This window comes from Rhizobium sp. ZX09, from assembly GCF_017357485.1.
Classification (GTDB): Bacteria; Pseudomonadota; Alphaproteobacteria; order Rhizobiales; family Rhizobiaceae; genus Agrobacterium; species Agrobacterium pusense.
Window position 1 is genome coordinate 1,162,148 of the sequence record NZ_CP031363.1, and the last position, 12,200, is coordinate 1,174,347.

11 protein-coding genes are annotated in these 12,200 nt (G+C 57.0%); 6 read left to right on the forward strand and 5 right to left on the reverse strand.

All coding sequences use genetic code 11. The features are described 5' to 3' along the window. Positions 1-130: 130 nt before the first annotated feature. From BTN45_RS05630 to BTN45_RS05650, 5 genes are read right to left on the reverse strand one after another with little or no spacing between them, the layout of a single operon-like run. Entirely contained in the window at positions 131-538 is a 408-nt protein-coding gene (locus tag BTN45_RS05630) for a hypothetical protein (protein WP_207589231.1), read from the reverse strand. Next, positions 538-993, reverse strand: a complete 456-nt coding sequence (locus BTN45_RS05635) for a hypothetical protein (RefSeq protein WP_207589233.1) — start codon at positions 991-993, stop codon at positions 538-540. Before BTN45_RS05635 ends, BTN45_RS05630 begins: the two co-directional genes overlap by 1 nt. Next, entirely contained in the window at positions 986-3,346 is a 2,361-nt protein-coding gene (locus tag BTN45_RS05640) for a hypothetical protein (protein ID WP_207589235.1), read from the reverse strand. Before BTN45_RS05640 ends, BTN45_RS05635 begins: the two co-directional genes overlap by 8 nt. Further along, a complete protein-coding gene (locus BTN45_RS05645; protein ID WP_207589236.1) occupies positions 3,343-4,863 on the reverse strand; it encodes a site-specific integrase in 1,521 nt (506 codons plus the stop codon). Before BTN45_RS05645 ends, BTN45_RS05640 begins: the two co-directional genes overlap by 4 nt. Continuing rightward, complete coding sequence (locus BTN45_RS05650) at positions 4,860-6,071, reverse strand: site-specific recombinase (RefSeq protein ID WP_207589238.1); 1,212 nt, start codon at positions 6,069-6,071, stop codon at positions 4,860-4,862. Before BTN45_RS05650 ends, BTN45_RS05645 begins: the two co-directional genes overlap by 4 nt. Positions 6,072-6,280: 209 nt before the next feature. On the opposite strand from BTN45_RS05650, the gene BTN45_RS05655 reads away from it, so the two are divergent. From BTN45_RS05655 to BTN45_RS05680, 6 genes are all read left to right on the forward strand, one after another. Continuing rightward, positions 6,281-6,478: a hypothetical protein gene (locus tag BTN45_RS05655; protein ID WP_153775524.1), complete on the forward strand. Its 198-nt coding sequence runs from the start codon at positions 6,281-6,283 to the stop codon at positions 6,476-6,478. A 180-nt stretch (positions 6,479-6,658) separates the two neighbouring features. After that, entirely contained in the window at positions 6,659-7,483 is an 825-nt protein-coding gene (locus BTN45_RS05660) for a hypothetical protein (protein ID WP_207589240.1), read from the forward strand. A 418-nt stretch (positions 7,484-7,901) separates the two neighbouring features. Then, entirely contained in the window at positions 7,902-9,311 is a 1,410-nt protein-coding gene (locus tag BTN45_RS05665) for a hypothetical protein (RefSeq protein ID WP_207589242.1), read from the forward strand. 5 nt (positions 9,312-9,316) lie between these two features. Next, on the forward strand, positions 9,317-9,958 hold the full coding sequence (locus BTN45_RS05670; protein ID WP_207589243.1) for a hypothetical protein: 642 nt from the start codon (positions 9,317-9,319) through the stop codon (positions 9,956-9,958). A gap of 217 nt (positions 9,959-10,175) precedes the next feature. Beyond that, positions 10,176-10,418, forward strand: coding sequence for a M15 family metallopeptidase (locus BTN45_RS05675; RefSeq protein WP_246751682.1), 243 nt, complete (start codon positions 10,176-10,178; stop codon positions 10,416-10,418). Positions 10,419-10,577: 159 nt separating this feature from the next. Further along, the gene (locus tag BTN45_RS05680; protein ID WP_207589246.1) at positions 10,578-11,660 is read left to right on the forward strand and encodes a hypothetical protein; all 1,083 of its coding nucleotides are present in this window, start codon (positions 10,578-10,580) and stop codon (positions 11,658-11,660) included. The last annotated feature ends 540 nt before the right edge of the window (positions 11,661-12,200 follow it).

Below are 12,200 nucleotides of genomic sequence, written 5' to 3' on the forward strand. Positions count from 1 at the left end.
CTCTCCGTTCACTGCGGCCATCCACGACGTGCCGTCGCGGGTCCCTGTGCCTCATTCACTGCGATCCAGCTCCCACGGCCTGTCGGGGCCACGACGGCGCGGCTCCGAGGACCAGACTTCAAACACCCAATCATGGAAGTCTCCCAGTCTCGGCGATCACCGCGCTCAATCGCTTCATGCGGTCCAGGTCCCGGCGTAGCGAGGCGTTCTCCGCCTTCAGACGGAGGTTCTCTTCCTCCAAGGCCATCTGATTGCCATCGACCTTTGCCTTCTGCTCGCGGTCCGCCTCCGACTGTTCCAGGCGCGTCAGGTTGGCCTTGCGATCACGGTCGTCGGCGTTGCTCAGGATTTCGGCGCAACGCGGGTTCGTGCGGAACACCTGTCGGTCGAACCCGCATTCCTTGGCGATGACGCTCTTGTTCAGATCGATACCGTATCTCGGAAGCGGCTCTTCCTTGTGGCGCTCCAGATATTCGATCAGGGCATCGACATGTTCCTGCGCAATCTCGACGCCGCTTTTTCCAGTTCCCCGCGCCATCAGTTGGGCCCTTTCGGAAGAAAGTCGACCACTTCGCCCGTCGGAATGGCATGTATCTTCTCAAGCCTGTCTATAACCGCCTGGTATCCATCGTAGAACTTTCTCCAAGTGGCGAACCCACCCATTTCGGCCACGGCGAGGATCATGGCGCGGTGCGATGCTATCAGAAGTTCCTTATCCTTCTGCAACTGCGCTATCTCGTCATTCTTCGCGGCGACCAGCCTTTCCAGTTCGCTGCGGGACTTCTTACTACTGCGCTCGACGGCTGTCCGGATGGTTTCCTGCCTCGCAATCGCCGCGTCGACCATCGACTTTCGCTTGGTATTGCGCGTGATATCGGTAGCGTGCTTGAAGACGCCGTCGCTCCGGCGGCAAACCGCTCTGATGGTAATGGTCTCGTTTTCGGCGATCATCGCCTCGAGCAGTTCCTCCAGTACCTTTGCCTTGTCAAACATCGAGGTCTCTCAGGTTCTTCATGGTGTCGATGATGGTGTTGCCGAACTGCTGCTTCGGGGTAACCGATAGGTCGACACCGTCGGGAAAGACCTGCTCGCCTGGGACCGTGTCGATCGCCTTACAGATGTTGTTGTAGCGGACGCGGGCGTGCCGGAGCTGGTTGGCCCATCCGATGTTGCGTCGGTTCTCAGGCGTCTGCTCCAGCTTGATAATGATCATGGCGAACCTATCCCGCAGGGTCTCCAGATGGGTCTGCTCGCTGGCGACCCTCGTCCTCGCGAGGTTGACGCAGCCGTTGAAGCATTCGAGGTTCTTGGGGCACGGATCGCTCGTGAAGCTATTCACGCAAAGGCCGTAAGGGGTTACATGAAGCCCATCCGCCTCGGCCTCAAGGAAGTCGAGCGCGGCTTCATCACCGTACTCGCGCTGGATGCTCCGGAATTCGTCGACGGTAGGGCCGTGCGCCTTGCTGGCGGCAATCAGTTTGTAGACTTGCCGGGCATTGTGCCCAAGGCGGTCTTCTGCCTCGGGCGGTACATCCACGAAAGCGATGTCCTCTTCGAGGCTCCGGTGATCGTACTCATAGCTCTGGGCGACGCTGCGTCGGTTGAACCTCTTGCTGATGAGGGTGTCAGCGACGCCGAGACGGAACAGTTCTGTGTTCTGTAAGTGGCGGATGGAATGCGACACCAGCGAAAGCGCCCGATCCTCTTCCGTTATCCCATAGCGGGCGAATAGGCTCGGCATCGTACCGCCACCGCTCAGAAAGTTCACGAGGTCTTGGCCGCTCGTCCGACCGATGGCGGAGTACAGTGTCGTATCCAGAATGCCGTTGTTCCTGCCTTCAATGAGGTTCCTGATAGGGACGAGGAACATCAAATCGTGTGGGTGAACGGCGGTGCCATCCGTGAGTATGGTCAGCGTCGTATCAGACAACTTCGTCAAGCTGTTGGTGCGGATGTGTTCCTCGATATCCCCGACCCGGATGTAGGCAAATCTCCATTCTATCCGCCCAGAATATGCTGTGCCATCAGGCGTTCTGACACGGATCATCGCCTGCTGGGGTCGGTTCCAAAATTTTGTAAGCAGTGCGTGTCGCCCATTCAGTTGATACTCTCTGATCTTGGACAGCGCATCGAGGCTATAGTCTTGGCGGTAGCGCGAGACGAGGTCAGTGGGCATGTTGGTGTCTGAGAAGGCTATATTGCCCGTCATTCTGACGTACATTTCCCACGCGGGAATTAACGCATCATCTGGATATTCCGGGAACATCCGTGCTGTTTCGACCTGCTGGCGCAACCGTTCCCGAAGGGGTGCAGTGATCCTATCAACGAAGTCCAGCGTTTCCACAAGGATATCCTGGAACATCGACGGTACATAAGCCGTGTTTTCGTAGAGCGCCATCCCATCGTCGGTCGCGCTTTCCGCCTGCTTTTCCGCGAAGTGGCGGATCATCAGCGAGCGCGAGATGCCGCCGCGCTCGCCTGCGGGACGCCCCTTCGCGTCGACATGGTCACGCCAGCGCTTCCAATCGTACGGTATTGAGGCGGTTTCCCCGATCCGGAAGCCCATGATGATATGCACCTTAAATGCGGCGAAACAGATCGCGTCGTTGAACGATCGCGGCGTCTCGGTAAAAACGATCCGTACCAGCTCCCAGAAGGCGCGCTCGTCGGGGAGCTTGGAGGCCGACTTGCGCTCGGCGAGCCTCTTTCGCAGGCCGTCGCGTCCACCGTGTGCGTTCTGGCGGGTCTTCGTCGCGTTGGCTCGTTCCTGTGCCTCTGAAGCTTCCTTGGTCGTGTAGGCAACGCAGAAACGATCGAGGGAAGGGATGTCGGCAAGATGCAGACCGTCAATAATGGTTTTGACCGTCGTCTTGAAGTCGAGGGCCACCTTTCCTGACGACTGCCCCTCCAGCGTCGCGTTGTACGCTTGCTGGATTTGATCCGGAGTAATCGACCAAGGCGGCGTATCACCAGCAACAGGAGCGAGTTGCCGGATCGGTCCTGCAATCTTCGTGGCGCTAAGCGGCTTGGTTTTCCGGACGAGAAGCTGGTGGATGAAGATGGCCTTATAGAGGTCTTGCCAATCCCTCGACATTGGGGAGGCGGTGATCGGTCCTTGCCCCATTCTCTTTCTGATCTCGTTCAGGCTTGAGAAAGAGTTCGCGTCGACACCGACCTGCCCGAGCCACAGCGTTGGCGGCGGCATCAATCCGACCAGAGCGGTCAGATTCCAACGAGTCTCCTTGCTTACCTTTCCGCCTTCGTCAAACTCGAGGTCCCAAACAAGGCCACGGCCTTCGGCCAACTCTCGGGCTGTCCTGATAAATTCGGCGTAGAAGCGGTTCACGGTTCACCCTCGTTGCGAAGTTCGTCGACTAGGCGTTGCACGGCGCTCAAGGTCGCCCTGAGCTGACCGTACGCTGGAGACATCTGGTTGTTTCGCGAGGCGGAGGCGAACTCGTTCACCACCGGACGCAGACCATCAAGAACCTCCTCGTGAATTTCAGGTTCGTCCAATGCCATGAAGTTTGTGCAGGTGTAACAGGCTATAACCGGGTTCTTCATACAGAGGCTCTGTCCGAGCTGACAGCCGCCGATCCCGGCGAGGGGAACCCCGTGCGGCACTCCGCCGATCTGCTTTTCCTCTGGAAGACCGCGGAGCATGGCAATGTCGATCGTCTTGGTCGTACCGACCTTGGCCACGTTGCTGAAGATCGGCGATAGTGCGAGAGCCTTGTTGATCTGCTCGGCCTGAGACGGTGACTGTTCGTAGTATACGTCGGCGATCCGGTCGCTCGTCTGGCCCAGAAATTGCGTCAAGACCGCACGTGACACACCAGCGTCTGCCATGCGCTGGGCCGCCGTGTGCCTGATGTCGGTCGGCGTCCAGGGCTCTCCAGTCAGGTGTTCGGTCAAGTCCTGTATCGCTTTTCTTACACCAGGGGGCGTTAGGCCGAAGAGCAGGCGAGGGGGAACGCCCTCTTCCGGCTGGAGAGCGCCGCTTTGCCTGCGCTTCGCCAGCTCCACGAAGAGCGGTCCCCATTCCCGTTTGATCTTCCTGGTTTCCCGGATGCGCTTGGACTGGTCCTGCTGCTTGATGATAGTGAAGGCGAAGTGTACCGCGACCGAATAGATTCTGAGGTCGGCCAGCTCGATCCTCGCGAGCTGCCCCGGTCTCAAGGCGTACTGGAACGACAGGACCAGCAGGCAGACGTCGAGCAGGGTGTCGTTGTCGAGCATCTCGGGATCGGCGGCGAGCATCTGACACATGTCGTCGATGTGGCCGACGATGATGGCCTGCTGGTCTAGCGGCATGAAGCAGTCGCCGGCGCGCACGACGCGGTAGCGGTCGACTTTCGGACTGGTCAGAGACCTGACGATTGATGCGTTTGGCTGGGTCCATTGGCCGATATTCAGGCGGCAAAGCGAGTGAAGGAGCGCTCTGAGTGCAAAAGATACTTTGGCGCTGACAACAGGTTGTATCTTCAATGTCCAGATGGTCCGACAGCTCTGCGGAGCGCAGATGAACAATTCGAAGAACGCGTCGGGACACTCGTCACGAACCGCTTTGAACGCCGCCTCAATGTAGATTTTCACCGTATGAGGATCGAGCCTCGTGAGCCAGTCGGCAATAACGTGCCGCATGATCGTTTCTGCGAAAGTGAATCTATTCGTGGCTAGACGGTATGGTGTGCCATCCAATAACAACACGGCTGTTTCTTCATCGTCCCACCGGATTGATCGCGTTTCATCGGCAAAATCATCGTGGTAGCGGACAACGAACGGCAACGGCGGTAGCGATCTGGTGATCGCCGCGATCTCGTCCAATAGTTGGGGGGTGTGCCGTTCCAATGGAACTCTCATGAGGGTATCTCCGGATTGATGCTCCTCAAGGCGTCGACATAGGTATCGAATTTCTCATTCCAGACCTCGGCCAGGCTGGTCTCGAAGTAGGCCTTGGCATAATGCCTCGGCATGTCCGACTTCTTCGACCAGCCGAAGTAGACGCGCAGCTTCTCGATCGATTGCTGGATATCGTATCCGGCCTCCTTATAGAGCGTCATCCGGACGACCGCCGAGGTATGGCGGCAGTCGTGGGGCGACACGCCGTCCAGGTCCTGCTTCTTCAGAGACGCTTTTGCCTCGACGGACAGCGCTTCCGTCGCGATGTCGAACACCTTGTTGATCGACCGCAATGCCAGCGGTTTGGCTTTCTGGGACATCAGTAGATGTGGAAAGTCGGCTCGGCCGCGGTGGTTCTTCCTGAAGTAGTCGACCAGATCGACGACCTCTTGCTGAACGGGCAACTGCCTGCGTGACATGGGTGTTTTCAGGCTGGGAAGCTCGTATCGCGGATCGCCGTCGTTCGTATCCTCGATGTCGACCCAGTGGATCGTCTTGCCGGACACCGGATCGAAGTCGTGCTTGAAGGAGTTGTCGATGAGAAGCGCGGCTTCGCCGCGCCGCAGTCCGAGGCGCAAGAGCAACATGAAGATCAGCAGGTTCCGCCAGCGGAGCGTCTCCGTCTTGAACGGGTTTCTTAGCGAGTCTGGTCTGAAGATTTCATACAAGTCTTCGACCACCAGAGCGGGCAGCGCCCGGATGGGTGCAGGAGGCCTTTCGGGATTTGGCGCAAGCTGGTTATAGAGGGTCTCGATCCTGAGAAGCTTCGCTTCGATCTGCGCCGCCCGTGTGCCGGCTACGTTTCCGGCTCGTCGGAGCATATCGACAACGAAGGCGACTGACGTTTGCCATATCGAAGACCGATCCACACCGTTGACGGCGGCTTCGTTCTGGAGCTGGGCAAGAAAGCCCATCAGACAGTCTTCGAGCGCATCAGCGTCGGCGTCGGCAATCAGTCTGTCGAGACAGTCCGTTCGCCGCTGGCGCGCGACAGCGACATAGAAGCGATCAAGAGATGCGAGGTGTTTCCGTCGGGTCGAAGCCTCGATGTCACGCTTGAGGATATCGCTCCAGACCGTTGCCCAGAACCGTGGAACGTTGGTGGGCCCAACGCTGATGACCGCATTCAAAGATGGCGGGAGACTTGACGAGTTGACGTTGACCGGCATGAATCACCACGGTGGAACCGTGAACAGAACATTCCAAGGTAGACGAGGAAAAGCAACAGCCATAACGGCAGTTAATTCAAAAAGCTCGCAACAGGATAACGCGTCATTTCAGGCCTAAAAGCAACAGCGGGAAAATGACTGGGCGGTTCCATAATCTATCTTATGCGATTTAAATGGGGAATTTCGTGAACATCTGAAAGGGATCGTTCATGAAAGGTATCGTTTCCGTTCTCGTGAAACCGATTGGTGCACGTCTCGGCGCTCTCGCCGCAGGTGCTCTTTCCGGCCTCGCAATCTCCGATCCGGTGATTGCCTCCCGCGTTGAAGCGTGGGTTCTTGCCGGTGTCTTGCTCGCTGCTGATCTGGTCGGTAGCTACCTGCGGTCCAAGACACAGGAGGTTCGTTAATTCATTCAATTTGCGGGTGCTGCTCTTGGCGCGGTTGGCAAACTTTTTGGCGCCAACTCCGCCAAGAAGGCCGCCCAAAAGGCCGCGCAGCAGCAATATGAGAATGAATGGGCGCAAGCGTGGCAACAGCGCACATGGTATTTCGATGATTTGTACGAAAACCGCGCTTGGGATTTGCGCATGCGTGATGAAGATCGCGCATACAACCGGCAAGAGCTTGATGAGGCGCGCACTTATAACCGGCAGCAACTTGATGAAGCGCGGGCTTACAGCCGTCAAGCGCTAACTCATCTTGTTGAGGACAGTCAAAACGCCGGGTTTAATCCCCTCACCGTTTTGCGCGGTGGCGGCGCGACTTCTTACAACGCTGGCGCTGGTTTCGCGCCGTTATCGTCTGCCTCTCTTGTTTCGCCGTCGGTCGGCGGCGGAAGCACCCCAACATTTACCCCGCCTGCGCGGCGGGCTGTTAATAGCGGTGGTTCCGGCTTTGGCGACGCTATTTCTTCGGTTGGGGATTTTCTCTCCAATTTCGACCCAATGGCGGACGACAGGCGGGAGCAAGAATATCGCCTTGTTGAAAGCCAGATTGCCGCGTTGAACGCCTCTGCATTGTCGGGGGTTCGTTACGGCCAAGGCTCTTATGCAACCGGCAATACGGACCGCCGCCCCTCCTCCGTTGGTGCTGCACTTGGCAAGCCGTCCCTTTGGACGGCGGGCGATGTCAACGTCACTAATCCCTTTAAGACTGAGCCGGTCAATGCGAATTGGTCAGATGCTGCGACGTGGGAGCAGCGTTATGGCGAGCCGGGAAGCTGGGTGGGCGGTGCCGTCGTTGGCGCGGCGGATGCGTGGGATTACGCTAATCGCAAAGCCAGCGCGTTTACCAAGCCGGGCGGTGCTATCCGCAACGCGGCGCGCTGGGTCGATAAGCTTCTTGGGACTGAGAAGTCGAAGAAGTCCGGTAGGCTCTCGATAGGCTCTACCGGCGGTGGCGGTGGTTGGTGAGTTAAGCCAACGCCGCCAGTATTCCACCCACGACGTATAGGCCGCCGATTGTCGCGAGCGCGAGCAAAGCGAGCGTCGCGAAAAAGTTCAACCCAAACCGAACGATAGGCCACATGGTAAGTCCTCGTAAGAAGTGTTCGGCGTGTATGCGCCGGGCGGCAAAGCTAAAGCAGTTTCTGAAAAGGTTCAAGAAAGGAACCCGTAAATGACAGGTCCAAATTCGATCACAAATAGCCGTACGAGGACGGAGGCGCTTGTTGCGCCCCGCACAGTTCGCAAACACTCGGCGCGTGGGATTACGTCCCTCCCCGCTGGCAAGATGGTTCCCCTCGCCGCGTTTCCGGTTCTCCGTGAAGATGCGGTGCGGTCTGGCCGTCTACGTTTCTCATTTGAAATGATGGAAACGGCGGAAGTCCTCATGAATGCCATCAACGTTCGAGTGATGGCGTATTTCGTTCCCATGCTGGCTCTCGACCGCTTTAACGGGTCTATGGACCAGCTCAACCTCTCCTATGAGGGCAAGCCGCCGCTTGAAGGTGAACAGGTTGTTCCCTTCATCGAACAGGTCGCCTTCGGCGCTCACGGTTCGAACGACATCTATCGTTACCTCGGCCTCCACGGCCGTGCTGACCAGATGGTCAATTCCTCCTATGTTGAGGCGTACAATCAAATTTGGAATTTCCGGGCGAAAAACCGTTCGCCGGATTTGACGTTGCGCAATCGGCTCGATACGGGTTTGGCTCCGGCGTTCTGGTTGCATGAGCGCTTCTCGCACATCGTCCCTGATTTCGATCAGGCGGTGATTGACGGCGAAGTTCCGCTCAATGTCGTGAACGCGGTTATGCCTCTGCGCGACAATGTCGGCGGTAACCGTTTGGTGCTCAAAGGTGCCAGCGACGGGTTTACTCGCGTGCTTGAGCATAAGGCTGGTACAGATGTGGTGACGAGTAGCCGTGGTGCGCTCGTCACTCAGGAACTTCTGCTGGATGGCATGTATGCCGAATTGCAGCAGAACGGCATTACTGTGTCACTGTCGAACATCGAAATGGCACGTAAAACGCAGGCGTTTGCCAAGCTGCGCCAGCAGTACAACATGCATGATGATCACATCATCAATCTGTTGATGGACGCGATTTCTATTCCCGATCAGGCGTTTAAGCAGCCGATGTTGCTTTCTGATCGTAAGACGATTTTCGGCATGTCGAAGCGTTATGCTTCCGACGCCGGCAACCTGACGGAAAGCGTTGTCAACGGCATGACTGGCTTGGATATGTCAATCCAGCTTCCGCGCATTAACACGGGCGGCATCATCATGGTGGTTGCGGAAATCACTCCTGACCAGCTTTTTGAGCGGCAGGAAGACCCATGGCTCAACACTTTGTCGGTGGACGGCCTTCCGCAGTACCTGCGTGACACGCTTGATCCTGAAAAGGTCGATATCGTCAAAAACAGCCGCATCGACACGTCGCATGCTAATCCGAACGCGACGTTCGGGTATGAGCCTCTGAACGGGCGCTGGAATATCGATACGCCGCGTGTTGGCGGTCGTTTTTACCGCCCCACGGTTAATACGGGCTTCGATGAAGACCGTCAGCGCATTTGGGCTGTCGAAACCATTAATCCGACGCTCTCAACGGACTTCTATCTGTGCACGAACATGCACACGAAGCCGTTTGTCGTGACCAATCAAGACCCCTTCGAAGTCGTCACCCAGGGCGACCTCTTTATCGAAGGAAACACTGTGTTCGGCGGCCATTTGGTCGAGGCCACGGACGATTATGAAAAGGTGCTGGCGGTTGCTCCGCAGGACCGCATTGAAAAGGTGTAACTCCGATGGTTGTGAAGCTTAATTCCCTTTCCCGCTGGTCTGCCCTCGCCCCTGAGCAGGCTATCGTCTTCGCCGGTTCGGATGTCGCTGAAAGGCGCGTCCGTATCGATTTCAACCTTGAAGCCGCGACGTCGTTCTTCATCGTTGATAATGATGGGGTCGAAAACTTCCTCTGCGCTTTGCCGCAGGGGCAGGAAACAATTGAGTTCAACGCCCTCGGAACGTTCCGCGTCTACGCCGAAAAGGGCTCCGGCGTCGTGCACTACGTCAGCGCCGATCTTGAGCCGACGTTCTCTGAAATTGTCGATCCGGTGATTTTCACCAAGATCGCAAACCGGCGTCATCGGAACCCGGAACTTGAAGAAATGATGTTCCGCATGAACCAGAACCTCGAACGTCGCCTTGCGCAGCAAGCGGACGAATTTGAAGCCGCGCTTGAGCGTCGGCGTATGGAGGAAGAAAATGGAAGGTCCGCTGAAACAGTCGTCTCCAACGCTCCGGGAACGGTTGCTGGCGCTGGTGGCCCAGAGGTACCAGCGCAAAGCGCAGCCGGTGAAGAATCCGGCGAAACTGCCCCTGCCCCGAATGGAGGCGAACAACAGGGCAGCACCGGAGGTGGACCCACCGGAACGGGTGGTTCCGTCTGACGGCGATAAATACGCCTCGGAACTGAGGGGGATGATCGATAGATCATTCCTTCTCAGCGAACGTCATAAGGGTCAGCACAATCGTGCTGACCGCTCACGCGGTCATCCGACCCTGCTCGAATTTGAGCGAAAGCTAATTAAGCGTTTCGCAAAACTCGGTGTGCCAATGTTCGCGCATTGCGTGTATCGCGACGATAAAGAGCAAACGCGGTTGTATGTGAAGGGTCTGAGCAAGGCGAAGGCGGGTCAGTCCGCCCATAATCACGGCTTTGCCGCTGATATCGTGCACGGCACGAAGGCATGGGACCTTACGCGGAAGCAATGGGAGGTTGTCGGTCATGTCGGCAAGGAAGTTGCGGCCTCCATGGGCGTCCAAGTTGTTTGGGGCGGTGACTGGGCGTTCTACGATCCGGCCCACTGGGAACTCGCCAACTGGCGAGACATAGGCCGCTCCCTCTAACCAAGCCTCTTTGGCGCATGAAAAGCGCACCCGCCGTCAACGCGGCGGGCGCGTAGCCGTGCCTCCCTCCCTCGATCCCAAGATCGCAGGAGGGAGGGAGGCGCGGCGGAACACCATCCCTTGGTAATAGGTGCATTTAGTGACAGGACACGAAGACGAATGTGTATCAATCCGGTGAAAATCAGCGATGTTGGCTTTGTGGCCTGTCGCGAATGCTGGCAATGCCGGGAGACAAAAGTTGACGATTGGGTCGGACGGAACATTGCCGAAAGTAAGACTGCAACAGCGTCCCATGTCGTAACACTGACCTACGGGCAGGATCGCACAACGGGCGATATCGATCATATTCGGGCGGCTGTGCTGACTTACTCCGATGTGCAAAAATACTTGAAGTATCTACGCGCCGATGGGTTCCCTGTTCGGTATTTCGTTGTAGGCGAATACGGCTCCATGAAGGGCCGCGCTCATTGGCACATCATCATGTACTGGCAAGGGCCTGTCCCTGAGCACGTACTTAGAGAAAACTTCATGGAAAAACATTGGCCCCACGGCTGGTCCTATTGGGACAAATCGACGCCTGAGGCCGTTCGATACGCCTGCAAATATCTCCTTAAGGAGGCCGCTGACGAAGAGCAGCAAGGCTGGGGGCCGATGGTTTCCAAGAAGCCGCCGCTTGGGCATGAGTATTTCAAGCGCTTGGCGCATGAATATCTCGATGCGGGTCTGTCCCCGCAAACTCTCATGTATCACTTTCCCGATGTGCGCCGTGTCCCCAGGACGCTTCGCGCCAAAACGCATAAGCAGTTCCGGGAAGCTGCCAAGCCGGTGCAATTTCACATGACCGGGAAAACGGCGGAAAACTTCCTCCAATATTTCATCGACATTTGGCGTGAAAAACACAATGACGAGCCGCCGCGCTCGGAAGTCGTGTGGGCGTACCTCCATGGGACGCTTGAGGAATATTGGGCTGAAATCGCTGCACCTCGTTACGAGCGTCAAGCGAAGGGGCCTGTCCCCCTCGCCCCGCCATTCGAAGGGGCGATCGTGCAGTTTTGCGAAAAAGCAAACTGCTACTTCACTGCCACTGCCGGTCAGCGGCTGTGGTACTCTCATGATCAAGAAGGAGATGCCGGATGGCACGTAAAAATAAAGCCCACAAGTCACAACCCGTACGAGACAGAACGCCTGTGGCGGCTCGCCGGGTTTCAAACTCACGTACCCACGATATCAATCGACCTGTAGGCCCGCCCGCTCGCGCCTTTTCTGTGAGGCGTGGCCCTAATCCGCACATTCAAATGGCGGTGAAGCGGTCGATAAAAGCTCCCGCGCATAAAGTTACCCTTATGGAACCATCGCGGGGCTATGCGCCCGCAACGTTTTCAGTGCGGTCCGCAAGGATTGCGGCGAAGCCGCTAGCGCTCCCCCGTCAGCCATTGGCGAAGCCAAAACAGCCTTTGAGGAACGTCAATAGGCCTGTCACCACAAAAGAAGCGCGCTATCATTCAAATCTGTCATTAGCTGCTACACCCTCTCCTGACGCGAGGAAGTCGTCCGAAAGGGCGCGAGATAAAATGGTGTGCAAAAAGCGTCCTGACAGTAGAAAAGCGGCGCGAGTTAAGAGCGGTAGCGGAAGCAAAAAAAGCTTTGTACCGTGGTGCTAGGGGCCTTGACGAGAATACCCAAATCAGTTCACACAGATTATGTAACGTGGGTTACTCAAGTGTATGAAAATACACTGTCACTAAACCTCCGAAATTCCACATTCTATCTTATGCGATTATT